At 52.5% G+C, this 21149-nt stretch carries 20 protein-coding genes and 4 pseudogenes; 9 read left to right on the forward strand and 15 right to left on the reverse strand.

The window, feature by feature from the left end; translation table 11 throughout:
* Positions 1-31: 31 nt before the first annotated feature.
* The 3 genes and pseudogenes from ABOC21_RS06590 to ABOC21_RS06600 all read right to left on the reverse strand — a co-directional run bounded on the left by ABOC21_RS06590 (position 32) and on the right by ABOC21_RS06600 (position 2095).
* Complete coding sequence (locus ABOC21_RS06590; RefSeq protein WP_426812637.1) at positions 32-655, reverse strand: hypothetical protein; 624 nt, start codon at positions 653-655, stop codon at positions 32-34.
* A 69-nt stretch (positions 656-724) separates the two neighbouring features.
* Positions 725-827, reverse strand: a pseudogene (locus tag ABOC21_RS06595) (transposase); the annotation flags it as partial.
* 65 nt (positions 828-892) lie between these two features.
* Positions 893-2095, reverse strand: coding sequence for a hypothetical protein (locus ABOC21_RS06600; RefSeq protein WP_426812638.1), 1203 nt, complete (start codon positions 2093-2095; stop codon positions 893-895).
* A 394-nt stretch (positions 2096-2489) separates the two neighbouring features.
* Here ABOC21_RS06600 and ABOC21_RS06605 point away from each other — a divergent pair, with 394 nt between their 5' ends.
* From ABOC21_RS06605 to ABOC21_RS06625, 5 genes are all read left to right on the forward strand, one after another.
* The gene (locus ABOC21_RS06605; protein WP_426812670.1) at positions 2490-3056 is read left to right on the forward strand and encodes a recombinase family protein; all 567 of its coding nucleotides are present in this window, start codon (positions 2490-2492) and stop codon (positions 3054-3056) included.
* Between the two features lie 353 nt (positions 3057-3409).
* Positions 3410-3823: a transposase gene (locus ABOC21_RS06610; protein ID WP_426811791.1), complete on the forward strand. Its 414-nt coding sequence runs from the start codon at positions 3410-3412 to the stop codon at positions 3821-3823.
* Entirely contained in the window at positions 3823-4170 is a 348-nt protein-coding gene (gene tnpB, locus ABOC21_RS06615; RefSeq protein WP_426811792.1) for an IS66 family insertion sequence element accessory protein TnpB, read from the forward strand. Before ABOC21_RS06610 ends, tnpB begins: the two co-directional genes overlap by 1 nt.
* A gap of 20 nt (positions 4171-4190) precedes the next feature.
* Positions 4191-5804, forward strand: coding sequence for an IS66 family transposase (tnpC, locus tag ABOC21_RS06620; RefSeq protein WP_426811793.1), 1614 nt, complete (start codon positions 4191-4193; stop codon positions 5802-5804).
* Between the two features lie 72 nt (positions 5805-5876).
* The gene (locus ABOC21_RS06625; RefSeq protein WP_426812639.1) at positions 5877-6659 is read left to right on the forward strand and encodes a nucleotidyltransferase domain-containing protein; all 783 of its coding nucleotides are present in this window, start codon (positions 5877-5879) and stop codon (positions 6657-6659) included.
* Positions 6660-6787: 128 nt separating this feature from the next.
* Here ABOC21_RS06625 and ABOC21_RS06630 read toward each other — a convergent pair whose 3' ends face one another.
* From ABOC21_RS06630 to ABOC21_RS06670, 9 genes and pseudogenes are all read right to left on the reverse strand, one after another.
* Entirely contained in the window at positions 6788-7231 is a 444-nt protein-coding gene (locus tag ABOC21_RS06630; protein WP_426811780.1) for a hypothetical protein, read from the reverse strand.
* Positions 7224-8447 carry an MFS transporter gene (locus ABOC21_RS06635; RefSeq protein ID WP_426812671.1) on the reverse strand — a complete coding sequence of 408 codons (1224 nt, stop codon included), beginning with the start codon at positions 8445-8447 and terminating at the stop codon, positions 7224-7226. Before ABOC21_RS06635 ends, ABOC21_RS06630 begins: the two co-directional genes overlap by 8 nt.
* Before the next feature lie 24 nt (positions 8448-8471).
* A complete protein-coding gene (locus tag ABOC21_RS06640; protein ID WP_426812640.1) occupies positions 8472-10331 on the reverse strand; it encodes a TonB-dependent siderophore receptor in 1860 nt (619 codons plus the stop codon).
* The gene (locus ABOC21_RS06645; protein WP_426812641.1) at positions 10217-10900 is read right to left on the reverse strand and encodes a hypothetical protein; all 684 of its coding nucleotides are present in this window, start codon (positions 10898-10900) and stop codon (positions 10217-10219) included. The genes ABOC21_RS06640 and ABOC21_RS06645 overlap by 115 nt, the downstream gene beginning before the upstream one ends.
* A gap of 145 nt (positions 10901-11045) precedes the next feature.
* Entirely contained in the window at positions 11046-12035 is a 990-nt protein-coding gene (locus ABOC21_RS06650) for a FecR family protein (protein ID WP_426811784.1), read from the reverse strand.
* A complete protein-coding gene (locus ABOC21_RS06655) occupies positions 12025-12540 on the reverse strand; it encodes an RNA polymerase sigma factor (RefSeq protein ID WP_426811785.1) in 516 nt (171 codons plus the stop codon). Before ABOC21_RS06655 ends, ABOC21_RS06650 begins: the two co-directional genes overlap by 11 nt.
* A gap of 289 nt (positions 12541-12829) precedes the next feature.
* A complete protein-coding gene (locus ABOC21_RS06660; protein WP_426811834.1) occupies positions 12830-13252 on the reverse strand; it encodes a YidB family protein in 423 nt (140 codons plus the stop codon).
* A 10-nt stretch (positions 13253-13262) separates the two neighbouring features.
* Complete coding sequence (gene lysM / locus ABOC21_RS06665) at positions 13263-13718, reverse strand: peptidoglycan-binding protein LysM (RefSeq protein ID WP_426811786.1); 456 nt, start codon at positions 13716-13718, stop codon at positions 13263-13265.
* Positions 13719-13921: 203 nt separating this feature from the next.
* A pseudogene (locus tag ABOC21_RS06670) lies at positions 13922-14279 on the reverse strand (hypothetical protein).
* Positions 14280-14693: 414 nt separating this feature from the next.
* Here ABOC21_RS06670 and ABOC21_RS06675 point away from each other — a divergent pair.
* On the forward strand, positions 14694-15107 hold the full coding sequence (locus tag ABOC21_RS06675; RefSeq protein WP_426811788.1) for a hypothetical protein: 414 nt from the start codon (positions 14694-14696) through the stop codon (positions 15105-15107).
* Between the two features lie 23 nt (positions 15108-15130).
* Here the strand turns inward: ABOC21_RS06675 and ABOC21_RS06680 are convergent, their stop codons facing one another.
* Both ABOC21_RS06680 and ABOC21_RS06685 read right to left on the reverse strand, forming a co-directional pair.
* Positions 15131-15577 (reverse strand): regulatory protein RecX, encoded by a 447-nt coding sequence (locus ABOC21_RS06680; protein ID WP_426811789.1) that lies wholly within the window; start codon positions 15575-15577, stop codon positions 15131-15133.
* Positions 15578-15952: 375 nt separating this feature from the next.
* Positions 15953-16899, reverse strand: a pseudogene (locus ABOC21_RS06685) (IS30 family transposase).
* A 314-nt stretch (positions 16900-17213) separates the two neighbouring features.
* Between ABOC21_RS06685 and ABOC21_RS06690 the strand changes: the two are divergent.
* Both ABOC21_RS06690 and ABOC21_RS06695 read left to right on the forward strand, forming a co-directional pair.
* The gene (locus ABOC21_RS06690; protein ID WP_426812642.1) at positions 17214-17786 is read left to right on the forward strand and encodes a hypothetical protein; all 573 of its coding nucleotides are present in this window, start codon (positions 17214-17216) and stop codon (positions 17784-17786) included.
* Positions 17787-18019: 233 nt separating this feature from the next.
* Complete coding sequence (locus tag ABOC21_RS06695; protein ID WP_426812643.1) at positions 18020-18655, forward strand: hypothetical protein; 636 nt, start codon at positions 18020-18022, stop codon at positions 18653-18655.
* 73 nt (positions 18656-18728) lie between these two features.
* Here ABOC21_RS06695 and ABOC21_RS06700 read toward each other — a convergent pair whose 3' ends face one another.
* The gene (locus tag ABOC21_RS06700; protein ID WP_426812644.1) at positions 18729-19844 is read right to left on the reverse strand and encodes a hypothetical protein; all 1116 of its coding nucleotides are present in this window, start codon (positions 19842-19844) and stop codon (positions 18729-18731) included.
* Positions 19845-20052: 208 nt separating this feature from the next.
* Between ABOC21_RS06700 and ABOC21_RS06705 the strand changes: the two are divergent.
* Positions 20053-20754 (forward strand): annotated as a pseudogene (locus tag ABOC21_RS06705) (IS3 family transposase); the annotation flags it as partial.
* Between the last annotated feature and the right edge of the window lie 395 nt (positions 20755-21149).

A 21149-nucleotide genomic window follows, 5' to 3' on the forward strand; every position in this document is an offset into this window, starting at 1 on the left:
TGGTGATGTAATTCGGCACCAAATGTAATATTTATTTTTTAATAAACTCAAAGTTTGTCTTTCCAGCAATAATGGATAGCCTAATTATTTCTTTTGAATCTTTAACGCATAACGTCTCAATATCGAATGTATTTAAAATTTCTTCCAAAAATATAATGCTTTCTTTTATTGTTCTTGTAATGTATATAAGAAATCGTTTTCTGTCTGGAGGGTAAAATAGATCTGTTTCACTATCAAAAATTTTATGTTTCCCGTCTGCAGTAACGTAAGTATTTATAGCGGTATCAAGAATTAATATGTTATATGTATACATTACTTGACTATCTGACATGCGATCTATAAATAAGTGCATCTCAGGATGCCATTCTATCGATTTCTGTATTAGTTCAGATTTTATGTGCCCAATAAACTTATTTCTCAAATACTTGGCAAACTCAAATTCTTTTAAATTTTTACGGTAAATCTCACTGAGATCTTGATTCTCCTTGTATAGTTTTCTTATTGTTATTTCAAAATCAACAAGGTTGGCAATAGCTATTAATGCTTGCTTTAGCAATATCATCGAAAATAGGTCGCCAAAGCCTTTTTCCTCAAGCTTTCGGTCAATTTCTTTCAGGTCAGCCTGAATAAGTCGGGCTTTAATAAATGTGTTCATGCCATTAACTCCGTCTAAGCCATTTATAACGTGTAGGAAGTTCCATCTGGCAGTTGACAGCAACTCCTATGCTCATACCATGCTGGCGGCACAGTTCGGCCACTGGCGTTCCTACCTCCGCTTGCTTCAGGATGGCCATGATCTGGCTGTCGGTAAAACGCGACTTTTTCATAGAAATCTCCCCGGTTCAGAATACGAGAAAATTCTACTTATGAACACACCGGTTTTTCGGGGGGATTACCAATCCTTTTTCAATACCAACACACAGTAGTAAAGCGTTGTCTTGATCAGATGATTCAAGTTGTGAATCTCTCTGAACAAAAGCAGTGACTTACGAATGAATTCAATGAACGTAATTTCTTGTGATTTCTCTCTGTTCATCCCTTCTTTGAAAGGGTAATACGTGATGACCTGAGTAGACTCCTTGTACTCATATTTGTAATGGGCTATCCCGTTTCTTAGTCGATTATCAATTGCAGTTTCATCAACCTTGTAGAAGCAGCTATCAATAAACTGGAGTTTGGTTCCCAGGTCGGCATCGGCAAAAGCATTCAATGAAGCAGCCTCCCGACGCGGCTCATTCTTTCTCGTCACTTTCAAAGAAGGTTCAAATTCATTGTGATCACCGCGATGCAGAAGATTGTTAAGCCCCGCCAATAAGATCAACTGCCTAGAAAACACTTCTGCTAAGTCTTTATATAAGTTGTTACAGGTATCAAAATCTGCTGTTGAAATCCTTGCCGCGACCGTGCTGTATTCTCCATCTTTAACGTAGTCATAAAAGAACGTCGCGCGAAATGGCAGATTTAACTCGATAAGTTTAGGGTAAAGACTAAGGCAGTCTTGATGCAGATTTTGGAGGAAATTATTTGCCAGAATCTCATCGATGTAAGCGACAGTTTTGTCATGATGATGCGCGTTAAGCCATCTATAAAGACTAGGTAGTTCATTAGAAAGCTCTTCGTTTTGCCTATGAATAGTAAAAGGGGATGACATGATTGAAGTAGCTGAGTACAACGCCGCCAATACGTCTTGTTTCTTATGAGAACGCAATGTAACCCCGGGTATCTTGTTGCAGATCCCATCTAACTTATCGATGTCGCCACGTTTGTACTGGGTAATAATGCGCTGCAAGTCTCTTTGCATCGGAAGAAGTCGATTCAATACATCAAGGCGTTGAGCAAGATCAAAATATGCGTCTTGACCAAGTTCACTGAAAACCCGTAGGAATGTCGTTTTCCCCATTTCGTATTCGCCAAAGTAGACAGGGAAATCTAGATGCAAATCGACAAATGGGTTTTCACCTTTAAATGGCCCCTTAAAATCAACAATTTCCTTTGCCCCTTTTAACGCTCCATCAGGATGGCCAATAATGAAAGAAATACATTCCTCACATACCGGGCAACCAAACTGAAATGGTTGCACATCTTTGTTGGACATGCCAATCCTGCAATCGATCAATGTACCGCAGGTATCGCATTTGAAGCGTCTGCAGATGTTCATCCTTCCTCACCTTCATCTTTTTCGATTAGGCTGCAATTCTAGGATACTGCAACGATGTTGTCATGACGTAAGGCATGACCAGCCCCCCCTTAAACTAACATACCATGTAACAGCAATATCCGCTTCACGCACTGAGCAGACGTTAGACAGGCCACCTGAGTTTTGGGAAAGTGACTGGGCTGCTGCGGTAACTGTTAACTTTTCTTCGCCTCACCACGATGCATAAACGTTCGTTTGTGCAACTCCTCCCCTGCCAGCATAACGATGCGGCCTTGTGAGTTGCAAAAATATATTGCAAAATAACAACAAATGGCAACAGGAAATCGCAATCATGCTCATCGGTTATGCGCGGGTCTCGACACAGGAACAGGATACTCAGGCCCAGATAGCAGCACTAAAGTCAGCCGGGTGTGAACTGATATTCAAGGAAAAAGCATCCGGCGGAAGATGGGATCGCCCCGAGTTACAGCGACTTTTGCAGCAGCTACGAAAAGGTGATCAGGTCATTGTATGGAAACTGGACCGCCTTTCACGCTCGCTGAAGGATTTACTGGTGACGCTGGAGAAGATTGAAGACTCGGGGGCTGATTTCTGCAGCATTACCGAAAATATCGATACATCCACTCCGGCAGGAAGAATGATGATGCAGATCGTCGGTTCCTTTGCCGAATTTGAGCGTGCCATGCTTCGTGAGCGGACAAGGAACGGACTTGCTGCAGCCCGGCAGGATGGTCGTGTTGGTGGAAGGAGGCCCAAACTGACGCCACAGCAACAAAAAGAGATTGTCTCGCTTGTCTCATCGGGTCAGAAAACAGGCGCTGATGCCGCCCGCCTCTTCCGCGTACATCCTTCCACCGTGGTGCGGCTTCTCGCCAGACACCGGGTTAATGGGATTTAAAAGGAGGAGCGGCGTACTCCAGACAAAGCACTTTGCTCAAAAATTGGCGGTTCACAAAGCTGCCGGGTTAAAGTTTGAGGGGGCTGAGGTCAAAAAGGCGCGCAGTTAAGCCGGAATATGAATGGCGATGAGTGTATTAGCTCAGATTTGACCTGACAGTTTTCACTGTCAGCACACAATCAAAACTGACAGTATGCTTTGAGCGAGCGGACAAAATCCATGCAATTTATCGGCTATGATGTTCTCAAATTCCGGTTGTTTGTTGGTAAGCGCCCCGGCAACGACGTCTGTCGACGTACCTTTAATCCGGTGATGATAGAGTCCACTTAATTTTTAAATGGACTCTATCACAAATGACCCAACCGACAGTCCCACGCCAGCGGGCTACCTACTCCATGCCGTTCAAACTCGACCTGGTTCAGCGATCACTGCAACCCGGTGCCTGCGTGGCACGGCTTGCCCGCCAGAACGGGATTAATGACAACCTGCTGTTCACCTGGCGTCAGCGCTATCGTCATCTGGTTGATGAGCCATCTGATACACCCCCAGCACCGGCCATTATCAGTGACGATATCGTTCCTGTTGTGACCACCGAATACTCACGACCCGCGCTGCCCGAGCTCCCGGCAGCATCAGCGCAAAGCCTGCCACCGGATGCCGGGCAATGCTGTGAGGTCAGTATCGGCCGTGCACGCCTGAAGCTGTCCGGCAACCTCACCCCGGCCATGCTGTCGGCTCTGGTTCGCGAACTGAAGAGAGGTGGCTGATGATATCCCTTCCTGCGGGTTCCCGCATCTGGCTGGTGACGGGCGTTACCGACATGAGAAACGGCTTCAACGGCCTGGCCTCCCGCGTGCAGAATGTCCTCAACGAGGACCCATTCAGCGGCCACCTGTTCATCTTCCGGGGGCGCCGTGGTGATATGGTAAAGCTACTGTGGTCCGATGAGGATGGTCTGTGCCTGTTCATCAAACGTCTTGAGCGTGGACACTTCGTCTGGCCCGCTGTCAGCGACGGGAAGATCCATCTGACCCCGGCGCAACTGGCTATGCTGCTGGAAGGCCTCAACTGGAAACATCCACAGTCATCACAACGTCCTGGCCTGCGGGTGTAACCTGTTGTAATGTCGGGTGTATGAAAAATGAACTCCCTGACGATATCGACCAGTTAAAAGCCATGCTGCGTAAACAGCGGGCGATGCTGAACGACCAGCAGACCCGGTTGCGCCAGTATGCAGGCCAGGTGGCGGGTTATGAGCAGGAAATCAACCGCCTGAAAGCACAGCTGGATAAACTACGGCGAATGCTGTTCGGTCAGAGTTCGGAAAAGAGCCGTAATAAGCTGGAAAACAAAATCCGCCAGGCAGAGAAACGGTTGTCAGAGCTGGAAAGCCGACTGGAGGCGGCAAAAACCTGCCTGAATGGCAACGAGCCGGTACCGGATATACCAGCAGATAGTGTTGTCGTGTCGCAAACGACGCCAGAAAAACCCACCCGCCACACCGCCCGAAAACCGCTGCCAGCCGACCTGCCTCGGGAAACACAGACCTTACTGCCAGCGACCAGCGTCTGCCTGTCATGTGGTGGAGAGCTGAAGGTGATGGGAGAAACTCTCTCTGAGCAACTGGAGATCATCAAAACCGCCTTTAAAATCATCGAAACGGTCCGACCGAAGCTGGCGTGCAGCCGGTGCGACGTTATCGTGCAGGCCCCGCTCCCGGCAAAGCCGGTAGAAGGCAGTCGTGTGGGCAGCAGCCTGCTGGCCCGCATCCTGGTCGGAAAATATGTGGAGCATACGCCGCTGTACCGGCAGACAGAAATCTACGCCCGTCATGGACTGGCGCTGAGCCGTAACACGATGGTCCGCTGGGTCGCGATGATGGGCAACCGGCTTCGTCCGCTGCATGAGGCGCTCAACCAGTACGTTATGCAGGCTGGCAAGGTGCACACTGATGACACGCCGGTCAGGGTGCTGGAGCCCGGGAGTGGTAAAACGCGAACCGGTCGGCTGTGGGTCTACGTCCGGGATGACCGTAACGCCGGGGTGCCAGAACCGCCGGCAGTCTGGTTCTCGTACTCAGCGGACCGTAAGGGGGAACATCCTCAGCGACATCTCTCAGGGTACAGAGGCGTGCTTCAGGCAGATGCGTACGGTGCTTACGACACGCTGTATGAGTCCGGGCACATCAGAGAAGCAGCGTGCATGGCGCATGCCAGAAGGAAAATCCACGATGAGCATGTTCGACGCCCGACAGAAATGACGAATGAAGCGCTGAACCGTATAGGTGCGTTGTATGCCATCGAGGCGGAAATACGCGGCAGCCCGGCCGGGAAACGGCTGCAGATAAGAAAAGCACGGTCGGTTCCGCTGATGACATCGCTGCACGAGTGGATAGAGGCGCAAATGACGACGCTGTCGGTTCACGCGGAGACGGCGAAGGCGTTCGCGTACATACTGAAACAGTGGCACGCCCTGAATGAGTACTGCCGTAACGGTCAGGTGGAAATCGACAATAACATCGGAGAAAACGCGCTGCGCGCGGTGGCGGTTGGCAGAAAGAACTACCTGTTCTTCGGCTCTGACAACGGGGGTGAGGCAGCAGCCATCATCTACAGCCTGCTTGGCACCTGCAAACTGAACGGTGTGGAGCCGGAAGGTTGGTTGTGCGAGGTGATAAGCAAGATCAACGACTGGCCTTCAAACCGGGTACATGAGCTGCTGCCCTGGAACCTATCCTCCGTAAAATAATCCTTACGCCACGTTCATTATGGGGCGCTTACGTTTGTTGTCCTGGCTTAAAGTCATTAAAAGGAATAATAGATGGCAGTTGATTGCAACGGCTACATTACCTTGCCAAAACTCAATGAATTGCAACCCGAGTTCGCACTCGTAGTTGCACACGTGGTGAAAACGCTAACCCAATGCTTTCCTGAACGGATACATAGTCTTTATGTATATGGCAGCGTGTCTGAAGGCAGGGCAAAGACAGGGAAGTCCGACCTCGATATGACTGTCATATTCAACGATGAACTTGGTCAGGTCACTGAAGCGGAACTTACTGTGGTTCAGTGTGGACTGGAAAAAAGCCATCCTCTTGTCAGTAAAATCGATTTTGATTGTGGCCTGCTACATCAGGTACTGTACCCGGATAACAAACTTAGCTGGGGATACTGGCTCAAACATCATTGTGTTTGCGTCTACGGAGAAAACCTGAGCAACCGATTCCACCCTTTTAAACCTTCAAAAGAAATTGCTGTAGCTGTGAACGGTGATTTCCTGCCGGTACTGCGAGAATTAATTGCGCAAATGGAGTCATCTCCTGATGATAATAAAAAGTTACAGCTACAACGTGCAGCAGCAAGAAAAGCAATCAGAGCGACCAGTATTCTTCGTAGTGAACATGATAAAGACTGGCCGGAAACACTTGAAGAACACAGTATTAAGCTCAATGCCAGATATCCAGATAAAGCTGAGGTTATGGATTACTTATTGGCAGCAAGTCATGAGCCTCACGCCGACGTGGCCGATTTCAAAAAACGAATTATGGCTTTTGCTAACTGGCTTAACACAGAGTTTCATATCCAAAATAGCAGGCTATGTTAAAGCCTCTGTTGCTTCTGGCACTGAGCTGCCTGTCAGATTAGATTTGGCTCTGTGCCATAGGCGTGTCAGGTCAAATCTGAGCTAATACAGATGAAGTCCCGGCGGTCTGGATAGCGGGTTTTGCATGATCAGTCCTGTTTCACCGGCAAAGCCAGAAACTCTTGCGCCTTCGCGCAGGCATCTTCCCGATCATCCGCCAGGATTTTCGGGAACGGCATCATCTTCTTTAGTTTCGGGAACAGCACATTGAGGCTGGCACGTACTTCCGCATCGTTGGTCAGATAAACGTAGCCCGCGCACCAGTCACGCAGCTCGGTTTTATACTGCTTTACCCAGCCGCTGGCTTGTTTCTCCTCTTCGTTCGGTTCGCGATCGTGCCCGTGCCGCGCCGGTATCCAGACAAACACCACCCGCTGCTGCTGCTGCAGAAAATCGGTCAGGCCGTTTAGCAGGCGATTGGTTCTGTCCGGCATACCCAACTGCGGAAAGCGGATAAAAATGATCGGCCAGTGGCTGATATCAAAAATTTCGGCATCCGGCTCAGCACCGGTGTAAGCACTCTTATCACTCATGTTCTGTTTCCTTTTCTTCTACGGAACTGCGCAGTAATGCCATCACTGCTAGCAGCGCCAGCACACCGCACAAATAAAAGAGCGGCCAGCTTATCAGCGACACCATCTGCGCAAAGCCGATAGTGGCCAGGGTGCTGACAAAGCGCCCGACGCCATAATAAGTGGCGTAGTCGGTCGCGGGCTGTTCCCCACGCGACCAGCCTAGAATACGGGCGCTGAGCACAACATAAATTCCGCCGACCGCCGCGCCCATGGTTACCGCACCGGTTATTGCCAGCCACGGCAGTTCCAGCGAATAGCCCGCCACCATCGCCGCCAGGGCTAAGATCGCCAGCGCGGTAAACAGCCAGATTGCGCATGGCAAACCGAACCGGTGCATCAGCGGCGCGGCGATCCCAGCGGTAATCAGCATGGTGACCGGCCCCAGCGTGCCAACCACTCCGCCGATCACCTCCATCGACACCTGCATGTCGATCAGCATCAGGCGATTCAGCGCCGATAGCGGGAAGATGACGCAGCAGGTCAGGGTCAACAGCACCAGCCGCCTACATTGCAGCGGATTACGCAGCAGTCGCCGCAGGCTGGCTTTCTTTTGCGGTAATGCGGGCGGCGGAGCCGCTCCCGACTTCGTTTTGCTGACCAGCAACATTGGCACGATCAACAGCAGCAGACTGGCGGCATAGCACAGGAAGATAGTTGCCCAGCCAAAGCGCTGGAATAGTACCACAAACGCCCCGCCGCCGATCATCGCGCCGATGGACAGCGCCGCCAACTTGCAGGCTGCCGCACGCGGTCGCCAGGCACTTTCGATGCGCACCACCGCCAGGGCATCCAGCGCAATATCCATCGTCGCCATCGCGAAGGCGACAAAAAGCCCCATGGCAAACAGCAGGCGCAAGTCGGCCCCCTGCATCAGAGCGACTGCAGCCACTACCAGCGCTGAAGCCAGCTGCATCGGCACTATCCACGCCAACTCCACCGCCAGAAATGGCGGCCGCCAGCGATCAACCAGCGGCGACCACAGAAACGCCATGCCCAGCGGCAGGTAAAGCGCATATAGCCAGCCTACTGCTCCCAGACTCATCCCCTGCGCTCGCATAATGGCCGGGAATCCCCCCTGGATTAGCCCCATGGTCATACCGAAGCCGATATACAGCGCGCTGATTGCCAGCAGTACCGCCAGACTGTCCGCTGCCGGCGGGTGATCGACACGTATGTTGTTCCATTACCGTCAACGGCCTCACCAGCGATAGTTCACAGACAGGTTCACCACACGTTCGTTGCCGTAGTTACAGAAGTTGTTGGACAGGCAGGTGACATAGCTTTTATCAAACAGATTGTTGACGCTCAGGCGAGTACTTAAACCGCTGAGGTTGCCAAACCGCTTGCCGAAGTCGTAGCCGATCGCCGTATCAAACACCGCGTAGCCCGGCGCATCTAGGCGAACGGCACTGGTGCTATAGACGTTCGGTGAATAGCCCCCCACCGTTTCTCCCACGTAGCGCCCACCGCTGCCGACGGTCAGCCCCTGCATCAGACCACTGCGGAAGGTGTAATCGGCCCACAGCGAGGCGGTGTAATCCGGGATACCGATTGGCCGCTGACCGGCATCAGCCGCCAGGCTCTTGGTGACTTCTGCTCTGGTATAGGTGAAGGCGCCAGTCACATTAATGTTATCGCTGACCGCTATTTTGGTTTCAAACTCCAGCCCGCGCGAGCGCTGTTCCCCGGTCTGATACGAGGTCAGCGCGTTAGCGTAGGTCACCACATTCTTCTGAGTAATATCGAACCAGGCGAGGGTAAACAGCGCATCCAGACCGGGTGGCTGAAACTTCACACCAACCTCATGCTGTTGTGCGGTATTGGGCTTAAAAGCGTTACCGTTTTTGTCGGTGCCAGTCACCGGCAAAAATGAGGTGGAATAGCTGACGTACGGCGCAACGCCGTTATCGAAGTTGTAAATCAGGCCGATCTTGCCACTTACTGCTTCATCATCCTGAACGCTGTGCGAGGCGCTGAGATAGTTATCGATACGGGTGCGCATGGTGTCGTAGCGCCCTCCCGCCACCAGAGTCCAGTTATCCAGCTCGATTTGATCCTGCAGATAATACCCGGCTTGGGTGATGTGCTGTTTCTGATTGGTGATCCGAGACAGCGCCAGGTTGGTCGCTACACCGTAAACCGGATTGAGATAATCAATAGACGGTGCCGCACCGTAGTCGCGGATCTGCCGCCATGAGGACTCCTGATAGTCGAATCCGGTAATGGTGGTATGTGAAAAGCGCCCGGTATCAAATTCCGCCTGTAGTTGCAGATCGGACGTTATCCCCCGCAGAGATTCATCAGTGCCCAGCGCATAGCGGGAAATAGTATGCCCGTCGGTGGCCAGCGCAGAAGTCACGACGCTTTTGGTCACTGTGGTCAGATCGAGGTAACGTAGATTATGGCGCACCGTCCATGTGTCGTTAAAACGGTGTTCAAACTGATAGCCCACCGCCGTTTGTGTGCGGCTGAACTCATCATATTCCGGATCGCCATCGTTAAAATTACGGGCGATCTGCCCAGCCGGACTGGACCACAGGCTGCCAACCGTCGGTATAACCCCGTAGTAGCCCCCTTCTGGATCGCGCTGATAGCTCATACTGAGGGTAAAAGACGTATTGACATCGGGTATCCAGGTCAGCGACGGCGCAACGAAAAGCCGCTCTTCTTTAGTGTTAACCACCTGGGTATTCGATTGCCGGCCAAGGGCAATCACCCGGTACAGGAGGGAATTATCGTCGACCAGCGGCCCGGTGGAATCGAGCCCCAACTGCATGCGCTTGTGGCTGCCGTAGAGGAACTCTACCGAGTTCTGCGCTTCGCTGGATGGCGCTTTAGATACCGCATTAACCAGCCCGCCGGGATTCACTCCACCGTACAGTGTCGAGGAAGGCCCCTTGAGAAACTCAATGCGCTCAATGCCGAAGGTTTCAATCTGCGGAATCACGTAGCCGCCCCCGCGCAGCAGACGCAGTCCATCAAGATACTGGTTGCTATCGGTAGGCGATCCAAAGCCACGAATATAGGGCAGATCGTAGCGTGATGCCGATCCGCGCACTTCCGCCGAGACCCCACTGAATAGCGAAGCGTCTGGGTCAGGTTCTGTGCCCCCTGCATATCCACTTGATCGCGGGTGATCACGCTAACCGACTGCGGGTTTTTCATCAGCGGCGTGTTGGTTTTTGTCCCCGCGGTGCTGTTGCTGGCAACATAGCCGTTCACCGGCCCGAGCCTGCCGTTAGCCGAGGCTATGACAACTATGGTACTGGCATCAGCAGCCAGCTCCGGCGGCAGCCGATAAATCTGTACGGTACTGTCGTTGCTGAAGGAGTAACCCATCCCGGTGCCGCTCAGCAGAATGGTCAGCGCCTGCTTAACACTCATCCGGCCCTGCACCGGCCTGCCTGTCCCTTCAATCGCCGTGTCTTCAGGGAACACCACGGAAAGACCGGCAATCCTGCCAATCTCATTGACGGCCTGGGTGAGCGGCTTTGCTGGAATAGTAAAACTAAACTGCTGAACCTGAGGTTGCTGTACGGCGGACACCGCCGTACCCGTTGCACCGGTACCTGCCAGCAGTGCAGAGGCTAATACATAGCCAGCGCGACGAACTTTCTTGTTGTTCATTAAAGTGCCCTATATCCGATAAGACGATCGCAATTAAACGGAAATGATATTTATTATCACTACGATCACGCATCAGCAGGTGCACCACTGAACCTGAAAACGAAAATTTTTTTACGGAAAAATCATAAACAACTATAAATCAAGCTTATGGCGTGATTATCACCAGATAACTGGTCACTTTCCGCATGCGAAAGCCGATGCTGGCCTGTAACGAGTCCAGCGCTTTGTCGGTGTCGGCAAGGGATAAACTGCCGGTGACCCGCTGATTCGCCAGCGCAGAATATGGAATCACCACCCGGCCCGGTCGATAGCGCTCCAACTCGCGCATCACATCTCCCAGTCGCGCGCGATAGAAAATATAGCGACCACCGTGCCACGCCATTGCATCCTCAACGTTTACACTGGCCGGGGCAGAAACCCCGTTCGGGCTGAACGCCACCTGTTGCCCGGGTTTAATCATCGTTGGCTGCGGCTGGCCTTTGCTGCTGACGGCTACGCTACCGCGCGCCAGCGTCACCACACCACTGTTCTCCTGCAGGCGCACGTCAAACTGCGTACCCAGTACACGAACGCTGCCCGCGTGGGTATCAACAATAAACGGAGTTTTTGAAGGAACCACATCAAAAAAAGCCCCGCCACGCAGCAGATGAATACGGCGAGCGAACGGGGTGAAATCGACGCCGAAGGCACTATCGGCATCCAACAGCACTTTCGAACCGTCGGCCAGCAGAACCTCGCGCCGCTCACCTTTTGCCGCCACCTGATCGGCAGATAAATTCTGTATCCACGATGGATTTTTCAGCCACAGACCAGTCAGCATCACCAGCATCATGCACAACGCAATGGCCGAGCTAACGCGGCGACGTGTCGCCTTTCGCGTCCGGTTTTTGCCCATCTCCGCCAGATAGCCGGACAGCACATTTGCCTCTTTTTCTGCCAGTTGCTGACCCGGTGCAGCGCTGTCTTGCCAGGCTGACTCAATCGTCTGCCAGGCTTCTTCGTGCGCCGGATGCGCATCACGCCACTTACCGCAGGCGGCCTTCTGACGACGCGACGGAGAGTTTTGCATAGCCAGAAACAAACGACGTGCTTTTGCACGGACTGTAGCATCACCAGAAATCGATTTAATCGACATTTTTCACTCCATTCGCGGATGCGACTTCACATGCGGAAACTGCTCGTGCCATATGCTTTGCCACCGCGCGAGATGATATCCCCATAACACAGGCGATGTCAGAAAAACTGCGGCCGTGAACACGGTTCAGAAGAAAGATATGGCGTGTTTTTTCCGGCAGAGAACCCAGCACCTCTTCGATATGGCGGAAATTCTGCTCGGCGGTAAGGATCTCCTGCGGCGACAGGGGAGGCTCGAAAAACGGGTCTGACAGCACGCCCTTCAAATACGCTTCGCGGGTTTTCTCGGCGCGCAGATGATCGATGGCGGCGTTGCGCGCGCAGCGGCTTAAATAGGCAGCAGAATCTCCTTTCCACTCTACGGCTTTTTCCCACAACCGCAGAAAAATGTCCTGCACCAGATCGCTGGCCGTGCTGCGACAGCCCACTTTGCGGTCTATCTGACGCTCCAGTCGTTTACGTTCGGAAAGATATAATGCTGTGAGATCCTTGCCTTTATCGGCCATAAGATCGAGTCCCGGAAGGTAAAACATCAAATGTACTGAAATACACAACGATCCTGTGTCATCAGTCTTCGCCGCTGGTCTGTTGATCGGGGATTATTATTCAGCTTTTAGGATATTTCTAGTAAGAAATGGTTTTGTTGAATAAATCAGACTCAGGGCGAGCGTATCTGAACTGGACTGACCCCGCTCCGGTTGACCATTTCCGGGTAGCTGCACTGCAGGCCAACTACCCGGGAGGTGGCACTTCAGGCCCCGACTTTTTTAGGAGCAATGCTTTAACGGCAGGCCTTTAACCAAATAATTTACCTTTCAGCAGATTAAGCCCTGCGGAAACCAGATCACCCTGAGCCGCCGTTTCGCCCTGTGGCGAGAGACCATCGACGATTTTTGGCAGGTATTCAGAAATCAGTGCCGAAGCAGTTTGCGGATCGATGCCCAGTTTCGCCCCGAGCTCCTGAAGTGCAGGCGAACCGAATACCGAGGTGATCTGCTCGCTGCTCACCGGGATGTTACTCTGCTGGCTAATCCATGATTCGACGATTTCACCTAAGCCGCCATTGCGGAATTTTTCCATTATGCCCTGAATCCCGCCCTGCTGCTCAATCCAGGTCATGATCGTCTGAAGCTGTTCAGCTTTACCTGGCTGCCCGTCAGACATGCCGCCAATTATCTCTAATAACCCCATTACAGACTCCTTAAAAATATTGCTGATACACCCGGATTCACGGCTTACCTGCAGGAATAATCAGCACCTGCCCCGGATAGATTTTATCGGGATGTGTCAGCATCGGTTTATTGGCTTCAAAAATATGCTGATAGTCACTGGCTGTGCCATACATTGCTTTCGCAATGGCGCTCAGGGTGTCACCGGATTTCACCGTGTAATAGCGGCTTTCTGCTCCGCTCTGCGTGACAGTAACGCTGTCATTGACCTGCCCGACCCCAGCCACGTTACCTACGGCCACCAGAATTTTTTCCTTATCTTCCTGTGAGCCGACATCGCCGGTTACCGTCGCGCTACCATCTTCCGCCACAGCAATACTGACGTTCTCAGCTCCGGGAAGGTTAAGACTACCAATATGTTTTTTCAGCTTTTCAGCCTGATCTTCCTTACTTCCGCCAGAAACGGCATCCAGAATTTTCTCGCCCGCCTCTTTCACAAAACTTAATAATCCCATTTTTCATTGCCTCTGTTACTGTTCATGATGAATATCTTAATCATGAACCGGTAAAAATAGCGTATAAATGCCAGGTATCTGAGGAAGCGGCAATTTCCGACGTCTGAGCAGTTGCATCTGTAATGTCGCAAAATACACACCAGACTGCTGCAGGCAAAATCATCCGCCAGTATCGGCCGGCGGCTTCCGGGCAGTAAATTATGTTATCCGGTTACTTTCTTTTTAAGTGATTCAGCCCCTTCCTTGGTTTTGTTCCATCCCTTCTCAGCCCCTTCTTTGGTTGTATCCCAGCCTTTTTCGGTGCCCTCTTTGGTTTTATGCCAGGCTTTCTGGGTACCTTCGCTGATTTTGCTGCCGGTGCTGTTGCTTTCTCCTTCCGCAGCATGTTTTGCTTTCAGTTTCAGACTCTTCACCTTCATTCTGCGCCTGATGCAGTTTCTCCTTTGCGGTGTTCGCGCTCTCGTTTGCTGTGGCGACCGTTTTGTCAGTAGCATGGGTGGTAGTGGCGAGCACTGGAGTGGCCAGCAGAAATGCAGAGAATGCGATGGCTGTCTTTTTCATACAAAATCCTCGTTAAGGTTATAAGTCCTGACTTCACAGACAAGCGTGGCATGTAAATTAAAAAATGCTTTAAGAATTCGCCTTAAATACAGTCATCAGTGACCGATATCGGGCGTTATGCTGGGGTTTGAAGGCTAGGGTCGGAAGGACAACGGAACGAAAACGTACGTTAGTGAAGTAACTATCTGATATATAGAAATATATTAGACAAAAAGAAAAAACCTTAAAACGGTGTATTTTTAATCGAAAAATGGCATTTATCGGACACTATTGTCTTCGAATCGATTTTTCAGACAGATGCTTATCTCTTACCGTTCGTTTTCGTACGGTAAGTGTTCCCCGGCAGCGACGGAAGATACTTGCTCTTATAAAATAAGCTGGCTGTGATAAAGTGTGAGGCCAGATACATCAGCAATGGACTTAAATGACATGTCCCGCAATCCAGGATATCACGGAAAATCCGGGCTGAAACCGCGCACGGTTCAGGAACTGGTCAACACGCTGAGCGAAAGTGAACTCCTCGCGCTGAATCAGTGTGTTGTGGAGCGCCTTCGGATACTGCAACAGCAGCGTGCCCAGCAGAACATGACTCAGTTTCGGCTGGGGGACGTTGTGAGTTTCATCGACAATGACGGCAGGGAAATCGCCGGCGTTATTATCCGCCTCAATAAAAAAACGGTCTCTGTACACTCTGAAACAGGTGGCCGGTGGACGGTATCACCACATTTTCTGACGCTAATCAAACGCCCTGCTATCAATGAGGGAGCGCCGCCGGAAGCATCTTTTATCTGTGATATACCGGACCCGCTTAACAAACAGACGCACTGAAAACCGGCACAGAATCAGACCCGTCAGTCCGCCTGTGAAGTCATGGCTTCGTTAATCATATCCATCGTAAACCCGCGACTCTGAAGATACCGCATCTGTCGTATTTTCTCGTTAACGTCTGCGGGCTGCTCATCACCGAATTTTTTTGTCCGGCTGTCAGAGGCCATCTGGAACCAGTCAACACCGCTGTCGCTGATGGCTTTATCCGCGACATCCTGTTCTATGCCCTTCTGCCGAAGCTCCAGTCTGATCCGGAGCGGACCATACTGTTTTCGCAGCAGACGTGAGACCATATTTTCCGCCATCCGCTGGTCGTTAAGATAGTTGTTGTCACCAAGGCGGACAATAACCTCTTCAACCGTCATTCCGTCATCTGACAAATGGTGCAAGGCCCTGCGCATTCCGTTGTTGCTGTAGTCCTTGCGCGAAAGAAGACTGACAGCATGTTGATAGAGTTCTTCGGATCTCATCAGGTCCCCCTCATCTATTTTTTCTCATTATCAGGGATTGCGCTCAAGGAGTGAAGTCATTGAGTTTGATGAGGAGTGGTAACACTTAGGTGGTCGTTTTAATTGTGGTATCGCTAATGTGGTCACATTGATATGTTCAGGCGCCGAAATGTAAGGTAACTCAGAGGTATACTATAAATTTACCATCGTAAAGACCTACCCCGGAATGAAGTGGCTGAAATTTACCCACTATTCGATTCATATGCCGCAGGGTAAGCCAGTGCTCCGCAGGCTGGTGATGATTTGTGCTTTTTCTGGTTGTTTTTCAGGTTTTCAGCGGATGGCTGGCAGTTCAAACTGACAAGCAAGAGGCGGATTCAAGTTCGAAGTGCAACGCTAAGCCGCCTTTCTTAACTCTGCAAAGACCACTGAAGGCTGCCGGAATTCGAGGCATTTTCGTGGCCTGCTGTTCAGTGCTCCCTGGTACTTGCGGAGCTCATCATCCGTCACTGCTGTCAGGTCAGTTCCTTTGGGGATAAACTGCCTCAACAGCCCGTTGGTATTCTCATTTAGCCCACGTTCCCACGAAGCATAGGGGTGAGCGAAGCAGGTTTCCGTTTCCAGGGCCGCTGCGATCTCTTTGTGCTGAGTAAACTCCCCGCCATTGTCGAACGTGATGGTATGGCAGACATCTTTGTAGCCGCTCAGCATCGAGATAATGGCTGTGGCCACTTCGGCTGAATCTTTCGAAAACACCTTTTTCGTCAGATAAATACGGCTTTTACGCTCGACCAGCGTCACGATGGCTCCGGTGCCTTGTTTACCCGGAACCAGAGCCGCTTCCCGGTCACCCGGTCGGGTACGAGCATCAACAACGGCCGGTCTCTGCTCGATGGATACGGCGTCAGGTATCGGACTTCGCTTTTTACCATAGCCTTTGCGATAGCGGCGTTTACCCTGCCGGAGGAGCCTGTATAGTTCGCCGCCACTGGCTTTATCAGCCTGAACATGCTGGTAAATCCACTCGTGACTAACCGGCCTGCGATGATACGGCCAACGGCGCTGATCTGTTCCGGACTCCACAGCCAGTTTAGCGCAGCCTCAACAAAGAAGACCGTATCCTCGTGCATCCTGCGTTTGCCGGCCGCTTTACGGCGGCTGGTACTGAGCTTCTGTGCCGCGGCTGGCTGGTAGCCATCTACAGAACGATTGCGAAGCAGTTCCCGCGAGACCGTTGATTTGCTGACGCCTGAGCGGCGGGCAATCTCTGCCTGACTCACTTTATCTTCACACAACAGGGCTATCTGGTATCGTAACCCTTCGGTTAGCTGCTGATATTTCATAGTGACTCGCTCATCTTTGGTCGGAAGAGCAGGATAGCTTATCGGCAGCTAACCGTCCCTCCATCCACATGACCGAGCGTTGCACTTATTATCTGAATTCGCGAGATAGCTTAATGGAAGCGGTTCTTTGTCTCAAAGAATAGATTTGCGCAATTTATGTACAAAAGCTAAGGGTAGCCCATGCAATACAACATTATTCCTTTTACATCAGCAATTTGCTGGATTTCATTCTGGTTAGGCTCAGTGTTAACTGGGGCATCTTGGATTTACGCTAGACTACAAGAAAAGGATTTTATAATTGGATTATCAAAAGGATGGATAAATCTGACATCGCCAGACAGTACCATAGCACTGATGCTATCCATAGGAATAATGTTGATCGCAATTGGGCTAATATTCGTACCGATATATTACTCAGCGATTTTCGTTACAGCCATTGTGAAAGTGTTAACCCGGAAGCCAATAAGGATCTAGTCAAAATCGGCTTGGCATGGCCTGATAACCCGTACTTATCCCGAGACTACTCCTGTTTTACAGGGCGGGGGTATCGCCCCTCACCGCCTGACGAGAAGGAAGAAATGAAGAAGAAAAAAATCTTAAAATCGATTGAAAATATTGTAGAAACTCTGCATGAAAAAGAAGCGGAGGAAGGTGTTGTTGGCTATGCTCTGTTCGATACAGTAAAGCGAGCTTTTGTCACATTTGGGTACACAGATTACGCCACGTATACCGGAAATATTGAAGACGCCTATGTAGCCGATTCCCGAGGTGAAGCGTTTTATACGATGATGAACCAAGTAGATAATTACTTGGACACGAAGATCGTCCCGCTAATCTCAAATGACTTGTTCGGACTTACACCGCTACCGGGTTCGCTGGAGAATTGAATCGCCACGGGTTTAACAGACCCCTCAGAGTCATTTAAAATGGCTTAAAAAGAGGTGCCGATGAGCGGTAAGTGTTATCCCGACGAGTTTAAAATTGAAGCGGTCAAATAGGTTGTTGATCGTGGTCATTTCAAGCCTGGCAACACACCTTTATGGCGATGATGGGGATACCCCGACGCTGCCCTACTTCGTTCGCTATCGCTCCACCACGCCGTGAACATAAGGAACTTGCCATGCTGTTAGGTTATGGCGCCGGCGCCACCGGCCTGCTGGCGCTGTTATTGGCCCTGCTGCTCGCCGGCATCCTGCTCACCTGGTGGAGCTGGCGATACGCCGCTGCCCGCTGCGGCCGCCCGCGCCCGCCGCTTTCATGGGGCGGCTATCTGTTGGTCTCGGCGCTGGCGGTCTACCCGGTGGCGTGCGTGCTGATGCTTATCTGCATTGCCATCCAGAATATCAAGAGCCAGCGGGCGGAAGAACACTGGAATCGGCGCAGTTACCTGACGCTCAACGAGGCAAAACCGTTCGGTGAAATCACGTTGCCAAAAGGCAGCTGGGTGAACCGCCAGGAACCACGCCAGCCCGGCACCGAAGACAGCCCCATCACGATGAACGGCGTGACCGCCGTGCGTTTTCCTCAGCCGCATGGCGTGGCCGGCGTGCGGATCATCGCCTTCGAGGTTTTACCGCCGGTGATGGAGGCTGGCGAGCGCGCACACCTTTACCCGCCCGAGCGGCCAAACGGTACGCTGCGAAGCGGGTTGGCTGGTCACCTTCTTGTTGCCGCCGGATCGGCCGGCCCCGCAGTGGGAGGAGTGGCAGGCCGGGCTGCCTGCGGCAGCGTTTCGGCCCAGCGACTGGATCTTTAGGGAGTGCTTCTCCGGCAGCCCGATCGCGGTGCTGACCTTGCAACGCGGCGAAGTCAGGGGGCTTCCTTAAACCTTACGCCGTGGCGTTGGGCAAGCGCACGGTCACGCAGTTATTGGCCGTGGGCAACTGCAGCGACGTTTCCTGCCAACTCACCGCGATAACCAATACCGGCGGGGCTGGCACGCGCGGCTCACGCCCGTCGGGCCGCACGCTGTAGGCACCCCATTCAATCACAAACACCCCGCCGTCTTGCGGCTCGACCCGCTCGACGAAAAAAGTGGTGTCCGATCCGCGCCCGCCCGCCGGTTTATGCGCGTAAGAAAGCAGGCTGAACCACGCGCCGGCGAAGTACAGATGGTAAAGGCCATCGACGATATGCTCGCCGCGGAACTGGCAACCGCCGACGCTCAAGCCGCAGCCCGCCGGGGATCCCGCCACGCATTCGAGATCGCGCACGAAACGATCGGTCGGCCGATTATCCAACAACAGCTCATAAGGCGGCGTGTGCAGCAACGCGGCAGGATCGTCCGCCTGGCGCAGATCCGCCGGCAACATCAAGCGCGCCGCCAGCACGCGGCCGTTGGGTAAGGCGATCTCCAGACGATTGGCCGGATCCTCTGTCCACGGCGGCACCCATAAACCGCGCACCGGATGCAACGGCGTGGCCTCCGCCTGCCGACACCTCGTCCGCAGCCGCGCCAGCGCCTCGGCGGCACCGGCGGCCAACGCGTCCTGCTCGCGATCGGTCAATGCCGGCAGCGCGTACATCACCCGGGCAGCAGGCTCGTACACCGTCAGCCCCTCACCCTGGCGGCAGCGGGTCGGGATCAGGCGCAGCTTGCCATCGTCCACGTCCTGCGGCGCCGCGCAGGCGCCATGCACAATGGCCCCGTCACGCAGCAGCAGCGTCCAAAAACTGGGGCCGCCCATGCCCAGCTCCCCCACGCCGCCAATCCGCCGGTCGCTGTCGCCAGCGTGCGCCATTTCAATCGGCTGCGAATGCCAGTCGGTCTTGCGCCACTCTGTGGCATCTTCGGGGTCTTGCGCACCTTTAGCGGCGTACTTGGCCCATTGCAACACGGCAAACAGCGCGATGCACAGCACGCCGAAAATCGGGTGATCCTGCCAAATCAACACCCAACCGACGATCAAAAGGGCACAGGCGGCCATGGCGATATCCTTTTCCAAGAGAAAACCGCCTGATTCTAGCGCAGGAAACGCAAGGGGTTGAAGCCTATGCCATGGATAATTAGCCATTAAATAGAAAGGTAATAATTTCAACCCTTGAACACGCAGCGGCCGGGCTAAAGTGAAGTAACTGCACCGGCCGCAGACCGCACGGACCGGGTTTTGGTCGAGTCCGTCAAGGTGGTGTAAATTCAGCTACGGCTTTCCCCGTGTGTATGGCGTCCGCAAGGTCTGGCGTCAGTTGCTCCGGGAACACATCAGCGTGGCCAGATGTACCGTGGAACGGCTGATGAAGGCGATGGGGCTGGCCGGGGTACGCCGGGGCAAAAAGGTACGAACCACCGTCAGCCGTAAAGAGGCTGCTGCAGATGACCGTGTGAACCGCCAGTTCGTGGCCGAACGGCCCGACCAGCTGTGGGTGGCTGATTTTACCTATGTCAGCACCTTGCAGGGCTTCGCGTATGTGGCGTTCATCATCGATGTGTTCGCCGGTTGCATCGTGGGATGGCGGGTCTCATCGTCGATGGAAACAACGTTCGTACTGGATGCGCTGGAGCAGGCGTTGTGGTCCCGACGTCCCGTCGGGACCATCCATCACAGCGATAAAGGCTCGCAGTATGTGTCACTGGCGTACACGCAACGGCTTAAGGATGCAGAGCTGCTGGCATCAACGGGCAGCACCGGCGACTCATACGACAACGCAATGGCAGAGAGCATAAACGGACTTTACAAAGCGGAGGTAATACATCGTAAAAGCTGGAAAAACCGCGCCGAAGTGGAGCTGGCGACACTGACGTGGGTGGACTGGTACAACAACCAGCGGTTGCTGGAACGTCTCGGCCATATCCCGCCAGCAGAAGCAGAACTGGCATATTACGCTTCCATCGTAAAAGGTGATCTGGCAGCCTGAGTTCACAGACAAAACACTCTCCCGGAAAACCGGGGCGGTTCATTTGAAACGTTACCGAGTTCTTCGGCCAGATTGAGCAGGCCGGCTTTGTGTTTGATGATGGGATTGTTAGTATAAAGCATGAGAGTTACCTCGCGTTTTGTATAAGGATTCGACACCCATATCAAAACCGGTAACTCTCAACCTTTCAAGGCTCAGTGTCAGATCAAGTCGCGACTAATACATTTGATATAATGGCGGCATATCTTTTTCATCTCTCCGGATCTAATTCCCCGCCGCTTGCGGCGCTGTCAGAATAGTTTTCACTTTCTGTATGGTGTTCACGCTGCGGTCAGTGTCACGACTAATTTCACGGTTAATCAGGCGCATCTTCAGGGGGATGTCACTTCCATTGT

The organism is Klebsiella sp. WOUb02 (assembly GCF_050058015.1).
Classification (GTDB): Bacteria; Pseudomonadota; Gammaproteobacteria; order Enterobacterales; family Enterobacteriaceae; genus Klebsiella.